This window comes from Nocardia sp. NPDC004573, from assembly GCF_053602135.1.
Genome location: NZ_JBSGDA010000001.1, coordinates 643,426 through 665,542, shown reverse-complemented (window position 1 = coordinate 665,542; position 22,117 = coordinate 643,426). Strand labels below are relative to the sequence as shown.

Below are 22,117 nucleotides of genomic sequence, written 5' to 3'. Positions count from 1 at the left end.
CTGCCGTGCGTCACACCGCAAACCAGTTGAGTGGAAAGGTCCACGCATGACCGAAACTCCGCCTCCCGCACCCAGACAATCAGCCGGCGGCGCGTCCTCCCCGCACGACGACGAACGTCACGCGGAGCGGCCGGGGCAGTACGAGAACCCGAATCCGCAAGCTGCGGCCCCCGGGAGCGGTCAGGTCCGCCACGAGATGGCCGGTTCGTCAGCATACCCGCAGTTCGAAGGTCCCGGCGCGGCCCGCCACGGCAGCGAACCGCTGCAGCCGCCCCCGCCCGTGGGCATGGCGCACCCGAGCTACGGCCCGCCGGGCACCGGGCCGGGCTGGGCGCCGTCCGGCTCCGCGCCCGGGCAGGAGCCGGTCTACGGCTACCAGCAGGTCCCAACGGGTCCGACCACATTGGATGTGGGACAGGCGCTCAGCTACGGCTGGGCGAAGTTCCGGGCCAATCCCGGTCCGTGGGTCGGGGTGACCGCACTGGGACTGGTCATATACCTGGCTTCCCTGCTCGTGGTCCGGCTCATCGACCCCACGACGATGCTTCCGCTGCTGCTGGTCTTTCTGGCGGTCATGGCCGGGATATGGCTGCTGCAAGCGGCGATGGTGCGCGGAGCACTATTCGAAACCGACGGCACCCCACCGCCTTTCGGCGCCTACTTCCGGTTCCTGAACGCGGGCAATGTGCTGCTCACCGCACTGCTGGCGTTCACGCTGACCTTCCTCGGCTCGGCGATCTGCTTGCTTCCCGGACTGATCGCCGGATGGCTGTGCATGTTCTCGCTGCATTTCGTCGTCGACCAGGACCAAGGTCCGTTCGAAGCGCTGAAGTCCAGCTTCATGCTGGTGGTCGCCAATGCCTGGCAGGTTCTGCTGCTCGCGCTGGCCGTGCTGGTGGTCACCTTCCTGGGCCTGCTGCTGTGCGGTCTCGGTCTGCTGATTGCGGGCCCGGTCGCGGTCATCGCGGTGACCTACGCCTACCGCGCGCTCACCGGCGGCCCGGTCGCCGCACTGTGAGCTGCGCTTTCATTTCCCGATCGATGAACGCTTGCCGATCCAGCGCTTGAACCGTCCCACCGGACCGGCCGCGCTGCCCGCGCGAGGCCGCAGCGCGAGCACGATGACCCCGGCCGTCACGATGCCCGCCATGTTCACCGCCAGTTGCCCCGCGGACAGGAACGCCACCCGCCACTCCCCCAGAGTCGCCGCGACGACGGCGAATCCGGCGGCCGGCACGGTCATGACCGAGATGAACACCCCGACCAGCGCGGCCGATTTCGCGGTCACCAAGGCCAACATGCCCGCCGCGCCGGCCAGCAACGCGACGACCAGGGAGAACGGGCCGACTTGATAGATGAAGTCGACCTCCGAGATTCCGCCCACCCCATCGATGCTGATCCAGCCGACCTGCTCCCAGACCAGCGTCGCCAGCAGCGTGACCACCATCGCCACCGGAAAACCGACCGCGAGCGCGACCATCGAACGGCCGGCGAGCCGGAAGTTCCTGCGCGACAGGGCCACCGCGAAGGCGGCCAGCGGGCCGAACTCCGGGCCGACGACCATCGCGCCGACGATCGTCACCGGCGAATCGGTCGCGACGCCCACGGCGGCGAGCAGGCAGGCGATGGTGAGGAACGCGAGAAACGTCGCGTTGAGGCTCGACTCCTCGTGCGTCTGCGCGAGCAATTCCTCCCAGACGATCGCGTCGCTGGGGTCGCCGGGCGCCTCGTGCACCGCCCGCTCGCCCGCGGCGGACAGAACCGTCTCGACCGGGGTGAGCGTCATCCCGCCGGACCGGCAGATGCCCAGCGCGGTCAGGTCGTCGAGCACGTCGTTGGCGGCCTCGCGAGCCACATCCGCCTGCACGAGATCGCCCTCGGGCTCCAGTGCGGCGCCGCGCGCCAGGGTCACGTGCGTGACCCCGGGATCGGCGGCGAGCACCGCGAGCACCGCGTCGGTGCTCTCCGGTGGGCTGATGACGCGCAGGTGCAGCAACGGAGTTCCTCGTGGTCGGCTGGCAGGGAGGCGGCTGACCGAAAAGGTACCGTTCGCCCGGGCAGGCCCGCTAAGACGCGACCTCGGGATGCGCACCCTTCTTCTGCTCCGGCTTGACGTCCAGCCCCGCCTCTTTGCGCTGCTGCTCGGTGATCGGCGCGGGCGCGTCGGTCAGCGGGTCGACGCCGCCACCGGTCTTGGGGAACGCGATGACCTCGCGGATCGAGTCCTCTCCCGCCAGCAGCGCGGTGACCCGGTCCCAGCCGAACGCGATGCCGCCGTGCGGCGGCGCGCCGAAGGCGAAGGCGTCCAGCAGGAAGCCGAACTTCTCCTGCGCCTCCTCGTGCGTGATGCCCATCACTTCGAAGACGCGTTCCTGCACGTCACGGCGATGGATACGAATCGACCCGCCGCCGATCTCGTTGCCGTTGCAGACGATGTCGTAGGCGTAGGCCAGCGCCGAGCCCGGGTCGGTGTCGAAAGTGTCCAGCGACTCCGGCTTCGGCGAGGTGAACGCGTGATGCACCGCGGTCCAGGCGGAATGGCCCACCGCCACATCGCCGCTCGCGGTCGCCTCGACGGTGGGCTCGAACAGCGGCGCGTCCACGATCCACACGAACGACCAGGCGTCCTCGTCGATGAGGCCGACTTTGCGCGCGATTTCGACGCGCGCCGCACCCAGCAGCGCACGCTGCGCCTTCGCCGCGCCCGCGGCGAAGAACACGCAGTCACCCGGCACCGCCCCGACGTGCTTGGCCAGGCCCTCGCGCTCGGCGTCGCTGAGGTTCTTGGCGACCGGGCCGCCCAGCGTGCCGTCCTCGTTCACCAGCACGTACGCCAGCCCCTTGGCGCCGCGCTGCTTGGCCCATTCCTGCCACGCGTCGAGCTGACGCCGAGGCTGGCTCGCGCCGCCCGGCATGACCACCGCGCCGACGTAGGGCGCCTGGAACACCCGGAACGGGGTCTCCTTGAAGTACTCGGTGCACTCGGTGATCTCCACACCGAAACGCAGGTCCGGCTTGTCGCTACCGAAGCGGCGCATGGCCTCGGCATACGTCATGTGCGGGATCGGGGTCTGGATCTCGTGGCCCACCAGCTTCCACAGCGCGACCAGGATCTCCTCCGCCAGCAGGATCACGTCCTCCTGGCGCACGAAGCTCATCTCGATGTCGAGCTGGGTGAACTCCGGCTGGCGGTCGGCGCGGAAGTCCTCGTCCCGATAGCACCGCGCGATCTGGAAGTAGCGTTCGATGCCGCCGACCATCAGCAGCTGCTTGAACAGCTGCGGGCTCTGCGGCAGCGCGTAGAAGCTGCCCGGCTGCAGGCGCGCGGGCACCAGGAAGTCGCGGGCGCCCTCCGGTGTGGACCGCGTCAGTGTCGGGGTCTCGACCTCGATGAACTCGTGGCGGGCGAGCACCTCGCGCGCGGCCGCGTTGACCTTGGACCGCAGCCGGATGGCGTGCGCCGGGCCTTCGCGACGGAGGTCCAGATAGCGATGCTTCAGGCGCGCTTCCTCACCGGGCTGCTCGTCCAGCTGGAACGGCAGCGGGGCGCTCTCGTTCAGCACCTCGAGCTCGGTGACGTTCACTTCGATGGCACCGGTCGGCAGCTCCGGGTTCTCGTTGCCGCTCGGCCGCGGCTCCACGGTGCCGGTCACCCGCACGCAGTACTCCGCGCGCAGCCGGTGCGCTTGTTCGGCGGGCTCACCCTCGCGGAACACCGCCTGGGCGACACCGGACGCATCGCGCAGATCGATGAAGATCACCCCACCGTGGTCACGCCGCCGGGCCACCCAGCCGGTGAGGGTGACGGTCTGACCGGCATGCTCGCTTCGCAGCGAACCAGCCAAGTGGGTGCGCAGCACGGGGTTCCTTTCGACGACTCTGGCACCGGCGGACCACTCGGTGCGTTCGCCATCGTAGTGAGGGTACGTCCACCGGCGGAAACCGTATCCGTCTTCCATGCCATGCCGCGCAGAACGGAGTCCGGCCTCATCGCCGAACGAAACCCGTGTGCTGCCGCCAGCCGAGAGATTTCAGCGACCGCACTCAGGCGCGGGCCGACATAGCGAAAAGACGCAGTGCATACCGGCGAAACGGGCATCCATCCGATCGGCACTGCGGCTTCGACGACGGTGGCCGCGCCCAACCCGGTCGATCCGTGAGAGCCATCACGGTGACCGGCTCGAGCGCCGGGGTCTCCACATCACACCGATCTACGCATGCTTGTCAATTCCGATAGGCCGGTGGAATACCAGATCTTCCCGACCGAACGACGAACAAGAAATACCGTCAAGATCGCCACCAAGGCGAACGCGGAAATGTTATCGGAGTGAGCGGGGGCGAAACCAGCAGCGTTGGCAATTGGTTTCGGAATACTGCAACACGGCCTGCCATAGCATTCGCCCGTATCGTGGCGGCACCATGTCTCCCCCTTCCTCTCTCCATCGATCGACGTCGGAGTGCAGGTCCAGCCGGCAACCTGAACTCGACAAGGCTCGGCATAGACACTGTCATTGAAAGTCATCTGTACTCGATTCCCCCAGGAATAGAAGTGCTCCACAATTCACAGAATTTGAAAGACAATCTTCTATAAGAACCCCCTTGATACTCGCGGAACTTTATCAGATCACGCGGAGCACGCACAAGAGTTCACGTCGTCGACCCGGCCCGCGCCGATGAGTTTTCCCGACCCGCGGTCCGACGACGACATCCGCGACGCGCTACCCCCGCCGCCGTCGGCCACACCCGGATTCCGCACGCGGAGGCTTGGCCCGGCAGATCGCCGGGGCGCGATGGTAGTGGTGGTTCCCCGAGAATGTGACACGTACGCCGGGCGCAAATCCATATCCAGCTGCCCGTGCCAAGCTAGGAAAGACAGACCGTCAGCTCGGCTGGTCAGGACCCGACCCCGTCCGGAGCAGCACACGATGCCTTCCCGGGCACGCGTCTCAGGGAGTGCCCGTTCCAGCCGCGCGACCGAGGACAGAGAGCGACGACGATGACCTTCAACGAGGGCATGCAGATCGACCCGGATCGAGTTTCGTGGGGGGGCACGGGAGGCAAGATCGCGCTGGGTGGCGGCGCGGGTGGTCTCATCCTGCTGGTATTGGCGCTGTTGCTCGGCGGTGATCCGGGCTCCGTGCTCGGCGACCTCACCGGCACCGAGACCGGTCAGGTGCAGCCGGGGACCGGGAGCCTGCCGGAGCACTGCAAGGAGAGCGGATCCGCCAACAAGTACGTCGACTGCCGCGTCGCGCTCACCGTGCAGAGCCTGGACGCGGTGTGGAACACCGAACTGCCGAAGCAGGCCGGCAAGCGGTATGCGCAGCCGGCCGTACGGCCGTTCTCGGGCGCGGTCGCGACCGGCTGCGGCAATGCGACCAGCGCGGTCGGCCCGTTCTACTGCCCGGCCGACAAGACCGCGTACTTCGACGTCAGCTTCTTCCAGGACCTGGTCAATCGTTTCGGCGCCAGTGGTGGTCCACTCGCGCAGGAATACGTGGTGGCGCACGAATTCGGCCATCACATCCAGAACCAGCTCGGCGACCTGGGCCGGGCACAACGCGATCCCCGCGGCCCTGAGTCCGGCGCGGTCCGCACCGAATTGCAGGCCGACTGCTACGCAGGCATCTGGGCCCATTTCGCGGACGAGCAACCGGCGCCGGGCAGCGACCAGCCGTTCCTGAAACCGCTGTCGGACAAGGACGTCGACGACGCGCTTTCGGCAGCCGCCGCGGTCGGTGACGACCGCATCCAGCGCGCCGCCCAGGGCCGGGTGAATCCCGAGGCGTGGACACACGGTTCGTCCGCGCAGCGACAGAAGTGGTTCCTCACCGGCTACAAGACCGGCCAGGTCAGGGCTTGCGACACCTACTCGGCGCCGGACTTGGACAACCCGTCCGGTCTGCGGTAGCACCGAATCCGATCGATACAGCGCGCCGAGTCCCGCCAGGGCCCGGCGCGCTGTCATGATCTACGGCAGTTCGCCTGCGCCGCAGGCGGACACGGACAGCACCGGAAGATGGGATCGATGCGAGTAACGAAAGCCGTTCTGCTGGTTGTGATGCTGATCGTCGCGGCGGGCTCGGGCGCCGCCACGGCGGACCCGGCCCTGGACCGCCCCAGTGCGCTACCGCCGATCGCCGCGCCGCTGGCGCTGTTCACCCTGACCACCATTCCGGACGGCTGGCAGGCCCGCACGGATCTGCGCCCACAGCTGGAGATCTTCGCGGACGGCCGTGCGATCAGCAGTCCCGATGCCGTGGCCGCCGATCGGGCTCCCGAGACTCCTCCGAAGCGTTTCGACGGCCATATCCCATCCGACGTACTGAGCGCGGCGCTGGCGGAGACCAAAGCGCTCGCCACGGCGGACCTCGGCGTGCCCAAGGCCTCCGACCAGAGCAGCCGGATCATCGACTACATGCCGCAGTCGCCCGTGGACGACGTACATCTGGTGGTGTATTCGCCGGAGACCACCGACGGGCTCGGGGCCGAGCAGCAGGCCGCCCGCAAACGCTTCGCCGACCTTTACCGGAAACTGCTCGACTCGTTCGTGCGGGACTGACAACCGCTGGTCACGGCCCGAACCGCCACTCCTTCGGGCCGGGTGCGGCCGCTTGCCTTCCCCGTCGCGTCAGAACTGATCCTGTTCGTAATCCGAACTGATGATCTCGTCCGAGTGCGTCGCACCGATCACGTCCGGCGTGGACTCGCCCAGCGGGCCGGTGAGGTCGTCGTTGCCCATCGGGCTCGAGTACGGCTGCACCGTGCGCGAGTGTTCGTCGTCGTTGCTGCGCTGCCCTGCCGCGGCGGGGCCACCCATGAAGCTGCTCGATCCGGCGGGCGTGGTGCCGGCGGGGGTGCCGGTTCCGAGCGAAGCGCCAGGGACGCCCGCCACCGGACGGATCGGCATCGTCGTGCCGGGCAGGCCGGTGGTTTTGGGGACCGAGGGTGTGCTCGGACTTCCGGGCCGGCCGTGACTCGTACCGAGCAGACTGCTCGGCGTGCCGTGGCTGGTGCTGGGGCTGTGCGTGTTGTGCACCGACGACGGCGTGGTCGTCGGGCTCGATGTCCCGGGAGTGGCGGAGTCCAGGCCGGCCGCCTGCGTCGCGGTGTCGGACGCGGTCGACTGCGCCTGTTCCAGGATCGGTTGGCCGATGTTCTCCGCCAGCGCCTGGGCGACCTCCTGCGGTGCCGGACCGCCGCCCGGCGCCACCAGCTGCTGCACCATGCCGCTGAGTTCGGCGGTCTTGCCCGCCAGATCGCCGCGAGTGGCGTTGGCCACGCTGACGGCGTGGCCGAGATGTTCGGTGGCCGAGGCGATCAGCGTCGCCTGCGCGGGCGGGGTCAGGATCACCGGGGCCAGCGCGGTCGCCTGGGTGGCGAACGACGACGCGATCCCCAGCAGCTGCGCGTTGCCCTGCTGCACCACCGCGGCGGCGCGCTGGGTGAGTTCGGAGATGTCGATGCCTCGCTGGCTGGTCTGCTGCCCCTCCACGTTCGCCTGCTGGCCTGCGGCCTGGGCGTTGCGCGCGGCCTGGCTCTGCCACAACTGCTCGACCGTGCCGATGCTGCCCTTGCCGACCTGCATGGCCATCTCGATGACCTTGGAGGATTGACTCAGGATGGCGGTCGGGTCGAACGCGCCGATGACACCGGTGCCGAAGCTGCTCAGCAGATCCAGGATCGGTTTCATCAGGACGTCGACGCCGGGCAGCGCGGGCACCGCGACGCCCTGCATCAGCGCTGCCACCGGGTCGGCAGGCAAGGGGGGCAGCGTTCCGGCCGCGGACGCCGTCTGGTTCACCGTGCCGGCGACCGCGGGCGCCGCGTCGGCGAGTGCTCCGTTCAGTACGCCGTGCGCTTGATCGAGCGCCGCCTCGACCGCGGGCGCCGCGATCCGGTTCACCGCGGTACCCGTGTCGCCGAGCAGCGCGGACACCTCGTGCGGGATGCCGGGCACGTCCTCGGCGCCCGGCGTGCCGTTGAGCCCGGGGAGACCGCCGGGCAGCGCGCCAGCCGTCTGCTGGTCATCGGAGATCTTGCGCGACAGCACGAACGCGGGCGGCTCGATGGGCGGCAGATCTTCGGGCAACTGCGGCAACGAGAGATCCGGCATCCCATGGGCCGGCGCGTTCTGCAGAGCGTCCAGTACGGACTGCTGGCCGATGGCCACGTTCTGCTCGGCCGCGTGCGCTACGGCGTGGTCCTCCGGGGCGATGACCCCGCTGTCGAGCGGTCTCATATCGCGCCCCCGATCCGGCCCGCGATCGACCCGAGCGCGCCCGCGTTGGACCAGTCGACCGCGTCGTAGGCCGCGGCGGCGCTGAACGCCGAGTCCGATAGCTTGGCGTACTTGGCCGACAGATCGTTGATGTCCTTGGCCTGCAGGACCTGCGCCGCGGCGAACATCGCCAAGTAGTCCGCCCCGATCAGGCCGAATACCGGAACGAGCGCGGCGACGTTCTGCACCGCGTCGAAATTGCCCGCCCCCGCGAGATCACCGGCGATACCGGCGTTCGTGGCGGCGAACGCCCGGACCGCTTCGGTCTCTACCGAGAGATCACTCATCGAGTTGCCCCCCACATCGTCGTACGAATCCGCCTCGTGCAGTTGTGATCCGCTTGCTCCCTGCCGAATCGGCAAGGGCCGCTACGGTTGCGCTCAATATAGCCGACCCGACCGGCAAGTTTCGAGCCCGAACGCACGGTCCGACCGGGACGACGGGCCAGAACTGGAACGTGTTGCAAATTAGAACAAGTTCTATATTCTCTGTCCCATGAAGGTCGCAGTGACCGGCGCAGCCGGCTACCTTGGCACGAATCTGCTCCGCCTCCTCACCGAGCGCGGCCATCAGGTCACGGCCATCGATCGAGCGATTCCCGCCGAGCCGGCGGCGCCCGGTGTCACGTGGCTGCGGGGCGACGTGCTCGACCCGGCGTCGATGCGCGCCGCACTGAGCGGCGCCGAGGTGGTCTACCACCTGGTCGCCGTCATCACCCTGGCCGAGAAGAACGATCTGGCCTGGCGGGTGAACACCGAGGGCGTGCGCGTGGTCGCCGAAGCGGCGCTGACCGTCGGCGCCCGGCGAATGGTGCACGCCAGCTCGATCCATGCGTTCAACCAGTACAACTGTGGCGGACGGATCGATGAGAACGCGCCGCGCTCGACCGATCCCGCGCTTCCGGTGTACGACCGGTCGAAGTGGGCGGGCGAGGTCGCGCTGCGCAAGGTGATCGACCAAGGCCTGGACGCCGTGCTGTGCAATCCCACGGGCGTGTTCGGCCCCCTGGACTTCAGCAAGCCGCTGTCGCGCATCAACCGGACGCTGAAGGACGCGGCGCTCGGGCGGGTACCGGCCATGATCGGCGGGGGATTCGATCTCGTGGACGTGCGCGACGTGGCCGAGGGCCTGATCCTGGCCGGCGAGCACGGCCGGACCGGCGAGAACTACTTGCTCGGCGGATCGATGATCGCCATGCTCGAGCTGTGCCGCGTCGCGGCGACCCATGGCGGCAAGCGGGGCCCGAAGTTCGCCATCTCCCCCAAGCTGGTGTCCGGCATCATCCCGGTGCTCGCGCCGATCGGCAAGCTGTTCAACTCCGACATCGTCTCCAAGGCGGCGCTGGGCGCGCTGATCTCCGCGCCCGTCGTCGACCACGGCAAGGCGGCGAGCGAACTCGGCTACCAGCCGCGCCCGCTCGACGACACGGTGCGCGACCTGGTCGCCTTCTTCGCCGACCCGACCCGGCTCGCCCCGCCGGACACCAGGCGGATTGCTTGACAGCACATAGAACACATGTTCGACTGAGGGGGTGCGGTGGCAAAGCCAGACCCTGGACGCCGAGGACGGCGCCTTGCCCGGGCTGTCCCGGGCCGGTCTGGTGCGCACTGTGCAGACACCGGAGTTCGAAGGCATCACGTTCCACGAGGTGCTGTGCAAGAGCGCGCTGAACCGGGTGCCCGACGGCGCGAACGTACCGTTCCACTGGACGGTCAATCCCATGCGGGGGTGTTCGCACGCGTGCCGCTACTGTTTCGCGCGCGGCACGCACGAGTACCTGGACCTGGACGCGGGCCGGGACTTCGACTCGCAGATCGTGGTGAAGACGAATGTCGCCGCGGTGCTGCGCAAAGAGCTCGGGAGGCGGTCCTGGCGCCGCGAACCGGTAGCGCTCGGCACCAACACCGATCCCTATCAGCGCGCCGAGGGGCGGTATCGGTTGATGCCGGGCATCATTCGCGCGCTGGCCGAGTCCGGCACGCCCTTCTCCGTCCTCACCAAGGGCACCCTGCTGCGTCGCGACCTGCCGCTGCTCACCGCGGCCGCCCGCGAGGTGCGCGTGAGTCTCGCGGTGTCCATCGCGATCCTCGACCAGGATCTGCACCGGAGCCTGGAGCCCGGCACGCCGTCACCCCGGGCCCGGCTGGAGTTGGTGCGCGCGCTCACCGACGCGGGATTCGCGGTTAACGTCCTGGTCGCGCCGGTGATTCCCTGCCTCACCGACGGCCGTGCCCACCTGGACGCGATCTTCGGCGCGATCGCCGAGGCCGGGGCGGACTCGGCCGTCGCGTTCCCCATGCATCTGCGCGGCAGCACCAGGGGCTGGTTCCTGTCCTGGCTGGCCGAGCACCATCCGGCCTTGCTGCGCCGGTACCGCCAGCTGTACCGCCGCGGGGCCTACGTCACGCCGGAGTACTCCGCCTGGCTGCGCGCGCGGGTCGCTCCGCTGCTGGCGGAGCACGGTTTGACGGGTCGCGGGCAAGCCGAACCGGAGACACGACCCGAAACCGCGCACACGACCGGCGCGCAGCTGGCATTGTTCGCCTGACGCCATCCTCGCCGGATCTCGCCGGTCCGCGCGCTTCGGGGGCGCGCACCGCGTTCGACGGAGTAGTTTGGCGATGGCACCTCTCAGCGACGAGGAAGTGAAGCAGGCATATGGTTTCACACCAAAACGATGTCGGCACAGCGAAGTTGGAAAAGGTCGTCATTCGGTTCGCCGGGGACTCCGGCGACGGAATGCAGCTGACCGGCGATCGCTTCACCCATGAGGCCGCCGCCTTCGGCAACGACCTGGCCACCCAGCCCAGCTTCCCCGCCGAGATCCGGGCGCCCCAGGGGACGCTGCCCGGCGTCTCGTCCTTCCAGATCCAGATCGCCGACTACGACATCCTCACCGCTGGTGACCAGCCCGACGTGCTGGTCGCGATGAACCCCGCCGCGCTCAAGGCGAACCTGGAGGATCTGCCGCGCGGCGCCACGGTCATCGTCAACACCGACGAGTTCACCAAGCGCGCTCTCGCCAAGGTCGGCTATCCCGCCGACCCGCTTGCCGACGACACACTGTCGGACTTCGTGGTGCACCGAGTCCCGATGACCTCGCTGACCCTCGGCGCCACCGAATCGACCGGCGTCGGCAAGAAGGATGCGCAGCGCGCGAAGAACATGTTCGCCCTCGGCCTGCTGTCCTGGATGTACGGGCGCCCGATCGGTGGCACCGAGCAGTTCATGCGGGAGAAGTTCGCCACCAAGCCGGACATCGCGGAGGCCAACATCCTGGCGTTCCGTGCGGGCTGGAACTACGGCGAGACCACCGAGAGCTTCGCCACCACCTACGAGATCGCGCCCGCCAAGCTGCCGCCGGGCACCTATCGCCAGATCACCGGCAACACCGCGCTCGCCTACGGTCTGATCACCGCGGGCCGGCTCGCGCGCCTGCCGGTCTTCCTCGGCACCTACCCCATCACCCCGGCCTCGGACATCCTGCACGAGCTGAGCAAGCACAAGAACTTCGGTGTCACCACGTTCCAGGCCGAGGACGAGATCGCCGGGATCGGCGCGGCGCTGGGCGCTTCGCTCGGCGGCGCGCTGGGCGTCACCAGCACGTCCGGTCCCGGACTCGCGCTCAAGAGCGAGACCATCGGGCTGGCGGTGATGACGGAACTGCCCCTGGTCGTGATCGATGTGCAGCGCGGCGGACCGTCGACCGGCCTGCCGACCAAGACCGAGCAGGCCGACCTGTTGCAGGCGCTCTACGGCCGCAACGGCGAATCACCGGTGGCGGTGCTGGCCCCGCGCTCGCCTGCCGACTGCTTCGCCGCCGCGGTGGAGGCCGCGCGGATCGCCCTCACCTACCGCACTCCGGTGCTGCTGCTGTCCGACGGTGCGATCGCGAACGGCTCGGAGCCGTGGGCCATTCCGCGAGTAAGCGAGCTGGAGCCGATCGACCCGGCCTTCGAACCGGAAGGCGACGACGCCGACCCGTTCCAGCCGTACGCACGCGATCCCGACACCCTCGCCCGCCCGCTCGCCGTCCCGGGCACGAAGGGCCGCGCGCACCGCATCGGCGGTCTGGAGAAGGCCGACGGCAGCGGCAACATCTCCTACGACCCGGCCAACCACGAACTCATGGTTCGCCTGCGCCAAGCCAAGATCGACGGCATCGGCGTCCCGGATCTCGCGGTCGACGACCCGGACGGCGCCGCCGAGCTGCTGCTGATCGGCTGGGGCAGCTCCTACGGCCCGATCGGCGAGGCATGCCGGCGCGCGCGGCGGCGCGGCGTCCCGGTCGCCCAGGCACATCTTCGGCACCTCAATCCGTTGCCCGCCAACCTCGGCGACGTACTACGCCGCTATCGCGTGGTGGTCGCGCCGGAGATGAACGGCGGCCAGCTGGCCACGCTGTTGCGGGCGAAGTACCTGGTCGACGTGCGGCCGTGGACGAAGATCGCGGGCACCGCGTTCTCCGCGCAGGAGCTGGTCGGGGTCATCGACGCGGCGCTGGACGGGTCGATCGAGGAGATGGAACAGAACAAGGTCTTCGCCGCACGGGCGCAGGCCACGTATCGAACACTGCCGGACGACGCAGGCAAGGCAGCCGCGTACCGCATGGCTGGGGGTAACGCATGACCATCGTGGAAACGTCACTGGTCGGCACCGATCTCGGACTGACCGGAGTATCCGGGGTGCCGTCCGCGGACGGACCGCAGAAGGTGAAGGACTTCACCTCCGATCAGGAGGTGCGCTGGTGCCCCGGCTGCGGTGACTACGTGATCCTGGCGACCGTGCGCGGCTTCCTCGCCGAACTCGGATTGCGCCGGGAGAATCTGATGTTCGTGTCCGGGATCGGCTGCTCCAGCCGCTTCCCGTACTACCTGGAGGCCTATGGCATCCACTCGATCCACGGTCGTGCGCCCGCCATCGCGACCGGCTTGGCGGTCAGCAGGCCGGATCTGTCGGTCTGGGTGGTGACCGGTGACGGCGACGCGCTCTCCATCGGCGGCAACCACCTCATCCACGCGTTGCGCCGTAACGTGAACATGACGATCCTGCTGTTCAACAACCGGATCTACGGTCTGACCAAGGGCCAGTACTCACCCACCTCGGAGCAAGGCAAGATCACCAAGTCGACGCCGATGGGCTCCGTGGACCACCCTTTCAACACCCTGTCGGTGGCACTCGGCGCGGAAGCGACCTTCGCCGCCCGCGCGCTCGACTCCGATCGCGCGGGACTCACCGAGGTGCTGCGCGCCGCCGCCGAGCATCGCGGCACGTCGTTCGTGGAGATCCTGCAGGACTGCCCCATCTTCAACGACGGCTCGTTCGACGTGCTGCGCCGGGAGAACGCCGCGGACCATCTCATCCCGCTGCGTCACGCCGAGCCGATCCGTTTCGGCACCGAGGGCGAATTCGCCGTGGTACGACGCGGTTTCGGGCTCGCGGTGGCCCGCGCCGACAGCGTCGCGGAGTCCGACATCGTGGTGCACGACGCCTACGCCGACGACCCGGAGTACGCCTACGCGCTGTCGCGGCTGAGCGACCAGGGACTCGAGCATGTCGTCACCGGCATCTTCCGCAGCGTCGCTCGACCGACCTACGACGACGCGGTGCGCTACCAGACCGAGAGCGCGCGCGAGCAGAAGCCGGTCGGCCCGGACTCGCTGCAGGCCCTGCTCACCGGGCCGGAGACCTGGACGGTCGGATAGCCCGCCGTACCCGGCTGCGCAGGGCGGCGAAGGTCCGCGCAGCCGGTCACGCGCCGCGCTTGACGAAACCGAGGTCGACGACGGCGTCGCGCTCCTGCTCCAGCTCGGCGACCGAAGCGTCGATCCGCGGACGGGCGAGTCCGTCGATCGCCAGATCGGGCACGATCGTGTACTCGCCGTTCGCACAGGTGACGGGGAACGAGCTGATCAGCCCCGCGGGCACACCGTAGGAGCCGTCCGAAGGCACCGCCATGGACACCCAGTCGCCGTCCCGGGTGCCGTGCACCCAGTCGTGGATGTGGTCTATCGCCGCGCTGGCCGCACTCGCCGCCGACGATGCGCCGCGCGCCTGGATGATGGCGGTGCCGCGCTGCTGCACGGTCGGCACGAACTCTTCGGTCAGCCACGCCGGATCGCCGATCAGGTCGAGGGCGGGGCGTCCCGCGACGGTGGCGTGCGCGATATCGGGGTACTGCGTCGCCGAATGATTGCCCCAGATCGCCACCCGCGCGATGTCGGCAGCGGGCGCGCCGGTCTTCGCGGCGAGTTGCGCGATGGCGCGGTTGTGGTCGAGCCGGGTCATGGCGGTGAAACGCTCCGCGGGCACGTCCGGTGCGTTGCTCATGGCGATGAAGGCGTTGGTGTTGGCGGGGTTGCCGATGACGAGCACTTTCACGTCGTCCGCGGCGCTGGCGTTGATCGCGGCCCCCTGCTCGGTGAAGATCGCGCCGTTGGCGGCGAGCAGATCCGAGCGTTCCATCCCGGCCGTACGCGGCCGCGCGCCGACGAGCAGCGCGATGTCGGCGCCGGCGAAGCCGACCCACGGGTCGTCGCTGATGTCGACGGACTCCAGCAGCCCGAACGCGCCGTCCTCCAGTTCCATCGCGACGCCCTCCAGCGACGCCGCAGCGGCGGGGACTTCCAGCAGCCGCAGGCGCACGCGCGTGTCCGGGCCCAGCATCGCGCCGGAGGCGATCCGGAACAGCATCCCGTAGGCGATCTGGCCCGCGGCTCCGGTCACGGTGACGGTCACGGTCCCAGCGGCGGTGCTCACGACGAACTCCTTGCGGTCGGCGGATTGCTGCTGCCCACCCTAACCACTCTCACCGCCGCCGAACGCCCACGGTGAGCGACGCGACAGTCACCGGTTCGCTGCCGCACACCCGTTTTCCAGAACGCCGGGTCAGGCGAGTGCGGCGACCTCGGTGTCGGTCAGCACGATCGGCGACACCACGTCCTTCGCCCGCGCGAGCCGCACGGCGCGATACAGCGGCCGTTCCTCGAGCCCGGCGTCGCGCGCCTCGGCCCGCAACTGGCGCACCAGCACCTCCGAAACCGCTACGGCCGCGGCCAATCGACTGGCGGCGAGCGCGTCGGCGAGCCTGCGCAGGCCGAGCAGGTGCAATTCGCGACCGCTGCCCGCGTCGGTGTACATCGCCAGCGGAACGACCTGGGACACCTCTCCCGCGGTGACCCGCAGTGCGATCCTGCTCAATCGGGCCGGGAACACCAGCATCTCGACCCCGGTCACCCCCGACAGCTGCACCTGCCGTTCCCCGAACAGCCTGCGGGCATGAAGAGTATTGCCGGTCAGCCACATTCGCCGCCGACGCAGTGCGACGGCGTACAGGACGGTCGGCGCGCCGACGACGACACCGATGGCCGCGGCGATCGGCCAGCTCACCACGGTCGCGGCCAGCAGCGCCGCGCCGAGACCGATGCCCGACGCGGCCAGCGCGAGGCGGCGCAACATCGGCGCGTACAGCTCGGGCGCGACCAGATCGAGCCCGACCGGCGCGATCGACTGCTGGTCATCAGAATTCGTGGACACTACTCCGCCCTCTCGCGACTCCGGCGGCGGTACTTTGCGCGCCGGTCACGTAACCGCACCCGCCGCCCGGCCGGCGGCGGGTTCGACGCACAGTACCGCGCGCCCGGCGGTCGCGTCGCGAAACCCGACACCGCCGGGCACCCGCCACCCTCGCTACCCGGCCAGCGACTCCCGGATCACACCGACCACCTCGGGCAGGGGAATCTCCCGCTGGTCGCCGGTCGCCATGTTCTTGAGCCCGATGGTGTTCTCCGCCAGGTCCCGGTCGCCGAGTACGAGGGTGAACTTCGCCCCGGAGCGATCGGCCGCCTTCATCGCGCCCTTCACACCGCGCCCGCCGTAAGCCAGATCGACCCGGATGCCCGCCGCGCGCAGCTGCGCGGCCACCACCACCATCCGCTGCTTGGCGGCGTCGCCCAGCGGCACGCCGAAGACCTCGCAGCGCGCCGGGTCGCCCGCCGACTTGCCCTCGGCCGCCAGCGCCAGCATGGTGCGGTCGACGCCGAGGCCGAACCCGATCCCCGACAGCGGCTGACCGCCCAGCTCGGCCATGAGACCGTCGTAGCGGCCGCCGCCGCCGATGCCGGACTGCGCGCCGAGACCGCCGTGCACGAATTCGAACGTGGTCTTGGTGTAGTAGTCCAGGCCGCGCACCATGCGCGGGTTCACCACATACGGCACGCCCAGCGCCTCCAGGTGGCCGAGCACCTGCTCGAAGTGCGCTTTGGCCGACTCCGAGAGGTGGTCGATCATCAAAGGCGCATCCGCGGTCATCTCGCGCACCTGGGGCCGCTTGTCGTCCAGCACGCGCAGCGGGTTCAGCTGGGCACGCCGCCGAGTCTCCTCGTCCAGCGGCAGCCCGAGCAGGAAATCCTGCAGCAGCTCCCGGTATTGCGGACGGCACGTCTCGTCACCCAGCGAAGTGACCTCGAGCCGGAAACCGTCCAGGCCCAGCCCGCGGAATCCGGCATCGGCGATGGCGATGACCTCGGCGTCCAACGCCGGATCGTCGACGCCGATCGCCTCGATGCCCACCTGCTGCAATTGCCGGTACCGTCCGGCCTGCGGCCGCTCGTACCGGAAGAAGGGACCGTTGTAGCAGACCTTCACCGGAAGCTGGCCGCGGTCGAGGCCGTGCTCGATGACCGCGCGCATCACCCCCGCGGTGCCCTCGGGGCGCAGCGTGACGCTGCGATCGCCCCGGTCGGGGAAGGTGTACATCTCCTTGGTGACGACGTCGGTGGACTCACCGACACCACGGGCGAACAGGCCCGTGTCCTCGAAGACCGGCAGCTCGATATGCCCGTACCCGGCCAGTCGGGCGGCGCGGAGCAGGCCGTCGCGCACCGCGACGAACTCGGCCGAGCCGGGTGGCACGTAGTCCGGTACCCCCTTCGGGGCGGAGAAGCTGCTGGTCTTGGTCACGATGCTCCAGTTTCCACCACTACGGCCCCGCAAGTCCAACCGGTTCGCCGAACCGCCTCTCAGGAAGGTTGCGGAGCAGTCTCAGGTAGAAATGGCACACTCTTATCCCGATGTAACCGGATACGGGAGGAACGTGGTAGTGCCGAGCAACGAACAGCGACGAGCAGCGGCGAAACGCAAGCTGGAACGTCAGCTCGCCAACCGGGCGGAGCGGGCGCGCAAGCGCAAGCAACTCACCATCGCCGGATCGGTACTCGGTGTCGTCGTGGTGGTCGCCGCCGTGACCGGGGTGTACTTCTTGACCCGCGGCGACGACAACAGCAGCTCCGACGCCGCGGACGCCTCGCTGTCCAGCACGCCCGCCGCGGCCGCGCCGCCGTCGGCGAAGGCCAAGCCCGCGACGGTCGACTGCACCTACCGCGACAGCGCCAAGCCCGCGGACAAGCAGGCGAGCAAGCCGAAGCCCGACGGCATCCCGACCACCGGCGTGGATGCCGAGGTCAGCGTCAGCATGGAGACCAGTCAGGGCCCGATCGGGCTCACCCTGAACAACGCCGAGTCGCCGTGCACGGTGAACAGCTTCGTCAACCTGGCGGCACAGAACTACTTCGACGGCACCAGCTGCCACCGCATGACCGCGGGCGAGGGCCTGAAGGTTCTGCAGTGCGGCGACCCCACCGGCACCGGAATGGGCGGGCCGGGTTACGAGTTCGACAACGAATACCCGACCGATCAGTACGCTCCGAACGACCCCGCGGCCTCCTCCGAGCCGGTCGCGTACAAGCGCGGTGTGCTGGCCATGGCCAACGCGGGCCCCGGAACCAACGGCAGCCAATTCTTCATCGTGTACTCGGATTCGCAGCTCCCGCCGCAGTACACGATCTTCGGCACCGTGGACGACAACAGCCTCGGCACGCTCGACAAGATCGCCGCACTTGGCCAGGACGACTCCAACGGCCCCGGCGACGGCAAGCCCAAGCAGCCGGTCACCATCCAGTCGGTCCGGATCGACCGCTGAGGCGCATTCGGGCCCGCCGCCGACCCCTCGGCAGCGGGCCCGAGCCATGTCTACGGTCATCCGGCCGGAGTGCGAGACAGTCGAGCCTTTCTTCGGTTAGGGTGTCCTCAGTCCGAAGATCATCCGGCGCGTCCGGAGACACGCCGGAAATGTGCGATATATGCTGATAAAGCAGCAAGCTCGTTCGATTGTGCCGACCTTTGTCAGGTAACCTCGAAACAAGGAGTTCTTGCAGCGTAGCGCGGCCTCGGCCGGGCAATCCGCCGGACAGGAAGTGCCACGCCACAAGTTCTCCGGGTGTCCACGTTTGCAGGCGGGACCCGCTGCACGGGACTACAGTTCGCGTGGCGGCGTCCGTAACGAAGCACCACCATCATCCATAGTGATCACTGCAGCATCGGGGAGCAGCCATGTCCGAGGAACTGGACGACATCGGCCGGGAAACCGCGGCCATGATGAGGACAATGTTGCAGCTTGCGACGCTCGTCGCCTTGCGGACCCGCGAGCGTGGTCAGAAGGAAGCCGAAGCGCGCGTCAAGCTCACCGAGGCCCGGATCAAAGAAGCCAAGGAATTGCAGCTGCGCGAGGCGCGCGATGCGAAGGCCAAGGATCCGCGCAACACCGAGCTGGCCCGGCTGATCGAGAAGCCGATCCCGGAAAAGGGTGTGTCGCTGGAGAAGGACCGCTTCTCCGCACAGGCCGAGGCATCCCGGATGGCGGCCAATGCCGCCGCCAAGCCTGCTCTGCAGTACGACTCCCAGGAACGCCGCATGGCGATCGCGGCCCATCTCGCGAAAATGGGTGTCGCGCCAGAACTTGCCGCCGTGCGGATGCTGATCGAGGTAGGGCAGGCGCAACCGCCGGGCGAAGCCGTACGCTCCCGCCCCGACCAGGCGCCGTCGGTCACCAGGGCCAGGGAACAAGAATCCCGCGGTCTGGAGCGCACCAGGTAGCCGGACGAACAAACGCCCGCCGGAATCCGGCGGGCGTTCGTCGTCTCGGGCCACCGCGACAACCGCAGGCGCAGTCGGTTACGTGCGGAAGTCGCCCACCGTGGGATCGCCGAACATGCCGTGCTGCGGCGATTTCAAGGGCAACGGGCTGAGCATGTCCTTGTGGCCGTTGCGGACACTGCAGTACTTGAACGGCCCCTTGGGGTCGAACAGCTTCGACATGTGCGGATCCGCGTGATCGAGGAACCAGACGCTCAATCCGGTCCTCCCGTCCAGCCGGTAGTGCTCCCAGGCCCGCCACAGCGCGTCCAGCCGGGCGACCGCCTCGGCGTGCTGCCACCACTCCGGGCACCACACGGTGTCGCTGAGATCGGTGACCTGTCGCCGGTAGACCAGGCTGAGGTAGTTCTCGACGAACTCCACCACGCTCGCGTAGATCATCGGTTGCTGCTGCTGTTCGGTCACAGCGGCCGAACCTCCTCGACTTGTCCGTATTCCGGCGGCGGCGTCGACTTGCTGAGCGAGGGCGCGCCGATCAGGTCGGTGATCTCGGTCTTTCGTTGCGGGTCGTGACGCGAGATGGACTTCTTCACGTCGGCAGCGTACTCACCCTCCCACCAGGGCACGGTACGGATGAGCACCGGCGGCGCACCGGAGGGGAACAGGATCGCCCGGCCACGCGGCAGCGTCGCGAGGGCGTTGACGGAGAACGTCTTGGACGAGCCCAGTGAGCGGGAATAGCTCTTGCCGCCCTTGGATTCCGAGACCGACTGCGAGATCGCATCGTATTCGCCGAGCACGTCGGAACGTTCCTGCAGGAACTTGGTGTCGTCCACACCGCTACCGAGCACTTTGATGTTCGCCGCCGACCACAAGGCGTTCATACCGCTCTCACCCCAGCAGCGGGCGCCCTGGGCCCAGGACTGCAGCACCGTCATCACGACGATGCCCCGCGAGCCGAAGTGGCTGTACTGCTTGGGCAGGTCCTTCCAGCGCACCACGTTGGCGGCTTCGTCGAGCACCGCGAGCATCGGGATCGCCAGGCGCCCGCCGGCCGACTGCGACGCCTTGCGCATCGCCACGTCCACCACCGCCTCGGTGAGCGCGCTCACCAGCGGCGCGGCCGAGCCGCGGCCTTCCAGCGACAGGCTGTAGAGCGTTCCGTTGTTCTCCAGGAATTCCAGCTCGTCGAACTCCCTGCGATCGCCGCCACGGGTGATCCACGGGTGCACGTTCGACAACTTCAGGCACCGGATCATCTTCTTGGCGGTGCCGAAGATGCCACTGCGGGTACGTGGATCGGCGTTGTACTGCGAGGACAGGCCCGAGGCCGTGTAGTGATGGCGGGCGGCGCGCAGCAACTCGATGGGCTCGGTGTCCTGCGGATTGGTCACCCACTCCCACACCTGCACGATCGGCCTGCTGCCGTTGCGATCGCCGACCGCGGCGGCGAGGAACAGTCCGGCCAGCAGGTCCTCGGCCTCGGGATCGAAGAACGCGTCGGTCTTGCTGTCACTACCGTCGTCGCCGTCGGCGAAGTGCCCCGCCAACCGCGCCGCGCGCATCTCGCAACCCTCCCGCTTGGCGTCCACCCAGGACAGCGGATCCCAGAACCAGGTCGGCTCTTCTCCGGCGACGCCCTGCGGATCGAAGACGAAGGTGGGACTTCCTTTGGACTCCCGCACGTCTCGGGTCGCGTCCACCACGTCACGCTTGTTCGAGGTGGCCAGCACCGGACCGATCGCGGTGAGGATCGCCGGGATCACCCGGGACGTCGACTTGCCCTGGCGCGGACCCCAGATGTCCAAGTGCAGATCCTCGTACGAGCCGTACAGCATCACCCCGTCTGCCACACCGACGCCGATCGGCACGCCGGGAGCGTCGTCGTAACCGAGTTTGACGCCCAACTGCTCGGCCTTCTCCCGGACACCCGCCTCGGTCAGCATCGAGATCGCGCCACCGTTGCCCATCACGTCGGCCTTGTCGTCGACCGGCAACCTCCCCTTGCTCCGGCGCTTCTGCAGCTCCTTGCGGATCACCAGATACGCGACCACGCTCAGGATGACCAGCAATACGATCGCCGTGGCCGCGCCCGGCCAGTGCAGCTTGCCCCGCGCCAGATCCGCCGCGATGGCGATCGGGTTGAACGGGACCTTCTGCGGGCTGCCCTCGAGCATGTTGCCCAGATGCAGCGCGAGCCAGAGAGTTCCGAAGATCGCGAAGCCGGCGTAGGTCAGTAACAGGCTGACGTCGGGTCCGGGTATGGCCGGATCCGTCACCTTTTTCTTCTTCGCCATGTGTGCCTCCTGGGTCGGCCGTCCGGTACGGAAAGCGGGTGGTCAGCGGAATGCGTCGAGCCGCCAGCCGTCGGGCGTGCGCACGACGGTGGCGATCACCGTCGCGGGCGACAGCGGCTCCTTGCGTCCGTTCGGATAGACGACGGTCTGTTCGATCCCGATCTTGAACTGCTGGACATTCGGGTCGCTGAGGGTCGGCGGCTTCTCCCCGGACGCGAACGTGAATGCCTCCACGTGTGCCCCCTCCCGTGCCCAATCCGCCCACTGCAGCGTCGACTTCGGCGTCTCCACCGCGGTCGGCGCCGCATCCAGCATACGAATCAAGCTGGGACCGAGAAACTTTCGCGCCCTGCTCAACGAAGCACCCTGCGTCTCGGTGGCGGGTTGCCAGCTGTAGATCTCCCGCAACGCCGCGACCGCGACACCGTCCGGCGTGACCGGATCGGGGGCGGGCACGCCCTCCAGCAAACGGGTCGTGGATGTAGCCGAGTGCGCCGCATCGGATCCCGTATCCGCGCGGCCGCAGGCCGCACCAAGCACCGCGACGCTCGCCACCAGCATCACCACCAGTTTCGCCCGTGCATTCCCTCTATCCATCCAGGCTAGC

Annotated in this window: 19 protein-coding genes; 9 read left to right on the top strand and 10 right to left on the bottom strand. The window is 68.6% G+C overall.

Annotated elements, in window-relative coordinates; all coding sequences use genetic code 11:
- Positions 1 to 46 precede the first annotated feature (46 nt).
- Complete coding sequence (locus ACWEKR_RS03285; RefSeq protein WP_452353031.1) at positions 47 to 1,018, top strand: hypothetical protein; 972 nt, start codon at positions 47 to 49, stop codon at positions 1,016 to 1,018.
- 9 nt (positions 1,019 to 1,027) lie between these two features.
- On the opposite strand, the gene ACWEKR_RS03280 is transcribed toward ACWEKR_RS03285, so the two are convergent.
- Together ACWEKR_RS03280 and aspS are read right to left on the bottom strand one after the other, a co-directional pair.
- Complete coding sequence (locus ACWEKR_RS03280; RefSeq protein WP_452353030.1) at positions 1,028 to 1,996, bottom strand: DUF389 domain-containing protein; 969 nt, start codon at positions 1,994 to 1,996, stop codon at positions 1,028 to 1,030.
- Between the two features lie 70 nt (positions 1,997 to 2,066).
- Positions 2,067 to 3,860 carry an aspartate--tRNA ligase gene (gene aspS / locus ACWEKR_RS03275; protein WP_195083596.1) on the bottom strand — a complete coding sequence of 598 codons (1,794 nt, stop codon included), beginning with the start codon at positions 3,858 to 3,860 and terminating at the stop codon, positions 2,067 to 2,069.
- Positions 3,861 to 4,996: 1,136 nt separating this feature from the next.
- On the opposite strand from aspS, the gene ypfJ reads away from it, so the two are divergent.
- Both ypfJ and ACWEKR_RS03265 read left to right on the top strand, forming a co-directional pair.
- Complete coding sequence (gene ypfJ / locus ACWEKR_RS03270; protein ID WP_452353029.1) at positions 4,997 to 5,911, top strand: KPN_02809 family neutral zinc metallopeptidase; 915 nt, start codon at positions 4,997 to 4,999, stop codon at positions 5,909 to 5,911.
- Between the two features lie 117 nt (positions 5,912 to 6,028).
- Positions 6,029 to 6,562 (top strand): hypothetical protein, encoded by a 534-nt coding sequence (locus ACWEKR_RS03265; RefSeq protein ID WP_452353028.1) that lies wholly within the window; start codon positions 6,029 to 6,031, stop codon positions 6,560 to 6,562.
- Between the two features lie 69 nt (positions 6,563 to 6,631).
- Here ACWEKR_RS03265 and ACWEKR_RS03260 read toward each other — a convergent pair whose 3' ends face one another.
- The gene (locus ACWEKR_RS03260; RefSeq protein WP_452353027.1) at positions 6,632 to 8,242 is read right to left on the bottom strand and encodes a hypothetical protein; all 1,611 of its coding nucleotides are present in this window, start codon (positions 8,240 to 8,242) and stop codon (positions 6,632 to 6,634) included.
- On the bottom strand, positions 8,239 to 8,568 hold the full coding sequence (locus ACWEKR_RS03255) for a type VII secretion target (protein WP_452353026.1): 330 nt from the start codon (positions 8,566 to 8,568) through the stop codon (positions 8,239 to 8,241). The genes ACWEKR_RS03260 and ACWEKR_RS03255 overlap by 4 nt, the downstream gene beginning before the upstream one ends.
- A gap of 208 nt (positions 8,569 to 8,776) precedes the next feature.
- Between ACWEKR_RS03255 and ACWEKR_RS03250 the strand changes: the two genes are divergently transcribed.
- The 4 genes from ACWEKR_RS03250 to ACWEKR_RS03235 all read left to right on the top strand — a co-directional run bounded on the left by ACWEKR_RS03250 (position 8,777) and on the right by ACWEKR_RS03235 (position 13,986).
- Entirely contained in the window at positions 8,777 to 9,781 is a 1,005-nt protein-coding gene (locus ACWEKR_RS03250) for an NAD-dependent epimerase/dehydratase family protein (protein WP_452353025.1), read from the top strand.
- Positions 9,782 to 9,812: 31 nt separating this feature from the next.
- Positions 9,813 to 10,829 carry an Rv2578c family radical SAM protein gene (locus tag ACWEKR_RS03245; protein ID WP_452353024.1) on the top strand — a complete coding sequence of 339 codons (1,017 nt, stop codon included), beginning with the start codon at positions 9,813 to 9,815 and terminating at the stop codon, positions 10,827 to 10,829.
- Positions 10,830 to 10,939: 110 nt separating this feature from the next.
- Positions 10,940 to 12,910, top strand: coding sequence for a 2-oxoacid:acceptor oxidoreductase subunit alpha (locus ACWEKR_RS03240; protein WP_452353023.1), 1,971 nt, complete (start codon positions 10,940 to 10,942; stop codon positions 12,908 to 12,910).
- Positions 12,907 to 13,986 carry a 2-oxoacid:ferredoxin oxidoreductase subunit beta gene (locus tag ACWEKR_RS03235; RefSeq protein ID WP_452353022.1) on the top strand — a complete coding sequence of 360 codons (1,080 nt, stop codon included), beginning with the start codon at positions 12,907 to 12,909 and terminating at the stop codon, positions 13,984 to 13,986. Before ACWEKR_RS03240 ends, ACWEKR_RS03235 begins: the two co-directional genes overlap by 4 nt.
- A gap of 46 nt (positions 13,987 to 14,032) precedes the next feature.
- Here the strand turns inward: ACWEKR_RS03235 and ACWEKR_RS03230 are convergent, their stop codons facing one another.
- From ACWEKR_RS03230 to hisS, 3 genes are all read right to left on the bottom strand, one after another.
- Positions 14,033 to 15,040, bottom strand: coding sequence for a malate dehydrogenase (locus ACWEKR_RS03230; protein WP_452353021.1), 1,008 nt, complete (start codon positions 15,038 to 15,040; stop codon positions 14,033 to 14,035).
- Positions 15,041 to 15,169: 129 nt separating this feature from the next.
- The gene (locus ACWEKR_RS03225) at positions 15,170 to 15,817 is read right to left on the bottom strand and encodes a hypothetical protein (RefSeq protein WP_452353020.1); all 648 of its coding nucleotides are present in this window, start codon (positions 15,815 to 15,817) and stop codon (positions 15,170 to 15,172) included.
- A 153-nt stretch (positions 15,818 to 15,970) separates the two neighbouring features.
- A complete protein-coding gene (gene hisS, locus ACWEKR_RS03220; RefSeq protein WP_452353019.1) occupies positions 15,971 to 17,242 on the bottom strand; it encodes a histidine--tRNA ligase in 1,272 nt (423 codons plus the stop codon).
- A 139-nt stretch (positions 17,243 to 17,381) separates the two neighbouring features.
- On the opposite strand from hisS, the gene ACWEKR_RS03215 reads away from it, so the two are divergent.
- Together ACWEKR_RS03215 and ACWEKR_RS03210 are read left to right on the top strand one after the other, a co-directional pair.
- Positions 17,382 to 18,260 (top strand): peptidylprolyl isomerase, encoded by an 879-nt coding sequence (locus ACWEKR_RS03215; protein WP_452353018.1) that lies wholly within the window; start codon positions 17,382 to 17,384, stop codon positions 18,258 to 18,260.
- Between the two features lie 410 nt (positions 18,261 to 18,670).
- The gene (locus ACWEKR_RS03210; RefSeq protein ID WP_063017590.1) at positions 18,671 to 19,213 is read left to right on the top strand and encodes a hypothetical protein; all 543 of its coding nucleotides are present in this window, start codon (positions 18,671 to 18,673) and stop codon (positions 19,211 to 19,213) included.
- Positions 19,214 to 19,291: 78 nt separating this feature from the next.
- Here ACWEKR_RS03210 and ACWEKR_RS03205 read toward each other — a convergent pair whose 3' ends face one another.
- The 3 genes from ACWEKR_RS03205 to ACWEKR_RS03195 are packed head-to-tail and all read right to left on the bottom strand — an operon-like array spanning position 19,292 to position 22,107.
- On the bottom strand, positions 19,292 to 19,678 hold the full coding sequence (locus ACWEKR_RS03205; RefSeq protein WP_236565231.1) for a DUF4913 domain-containing protein: 387 nt from the start codon (positions 19,676 to 19,678) through the stop codon (positions 19,292 to 19,294).
- Positions 19,675 to 21,510, bottom strand: a complete 1,836-nt coding sequence (locus ACWEKR_RS03200) for a type IV secretory system conjugative DNA transfer family protein (protein ID WP_195083605.1) — start codon at positions 21,508 to 21,510, stop codon at positions 19,675 to 19,677. Before ACWEKR_RS03200 ends, ACWEKR_RS03205 begins: the two co-directional genes overlap by 4 nt.
- A 42-nt stretch (positions 21,511 to 21,552) precedes the next feature.
- Positions 21,553 to 22,107 (bottom strand): hypothetical protein, encoded by a 555-nt coding sequence (locus tag ACWEKR_RS03195; protein ID WP_195083606.1) that lies wholly within the window; start codon positions 22,105 to 22,107, stop codon positions 21,553 to 21,555.
- Positions 22,108 to 22,117: the final 10 nt, after the last annotated feature.

Excerpts from the sequence above, each read along its gene's own strand:
- ACWEKR_RS03285 (WP_452353031.1), top strand. The coding sequence starts at position 47 with ATGACCGAAACTCCGCCTCCCGCACCCAGACAATCAGCCGGCGGCGCG.
- ypfJ (WP_452353029.1), top strand. The coding sequence starts at position 4,997 with ATGACCTTCAACGAGGGCATGCAGATCGACCCGGATCGAGTTTCGTGG.
- ACWEKR_RS03265 (WP_452353028.1), top strand. The coding sequence starts at position 6,029 with ATGCGAGTAACGAAAGCCGTTCTGCTGGTTGTGATGCTGATCGTCGCG.
- ACWEKR_RS03260 (WP_452353027.1), bottom strand. The coding sequence starts at position 8,242 with ATGAGACCGCTCGACAGCGGGGTCATCGCCCCGGAGGACCACGCCGTA.
- ACWEKR_RS03255 (WP_452353026.1), bottom strand. The coding sequence starts at position 8,568 with ATGAGTGATCTCTCGGTAGAGACCGAAGCGGTCCGGGCGTTCGCCGCC.
- ACWEKR_RS03250 (WP_452353025.1), top strand. The coding sequence starts at position 8,777 with ATGAAGGTCGCAGTGACCGGCGCAGCCGGCTACCTTGGCACGAATCTG.
- ACWEKR_RS03240 (WP_452353023.1), top strand. The coding sequence starts at position 10,940 with ATGGTTTCACACCAAAACGATGTCGGCACAGCGAAGTTGGAAAAGGTC.
- ACWEKR_RS03235 (WP_452353022.1), top strand. The coding sequence starts at position 12,907 with ATGACCATCGTGGAAACGTCACTGGTCGGCACCGATCTCGGACTGACC.
- ACWEKR_RS03210 (WP_063017590.1), top strand. The coding sequence starts at position 18,671 with ATGTCCGAGGAACTGGACGACATCGGCCGGGAAACCGCGGCCATGATG.
- ACWEKR_RS03200 (WP_195083605.1), bottom strand. The coding sequence starts at position 21,510 with ATGGCGAAGAAGAAAAAGGTGACGGATCCGGCCATACCCGGACCCGAC.
- ACWEKR_RS03195 (WP_195083606.1), bottom strand. The coding sequence starts at position 22,107 with ATGGATAGAGGGAATGCACGGGCGAAACTGGTGGTGATGCTGGTGGCG.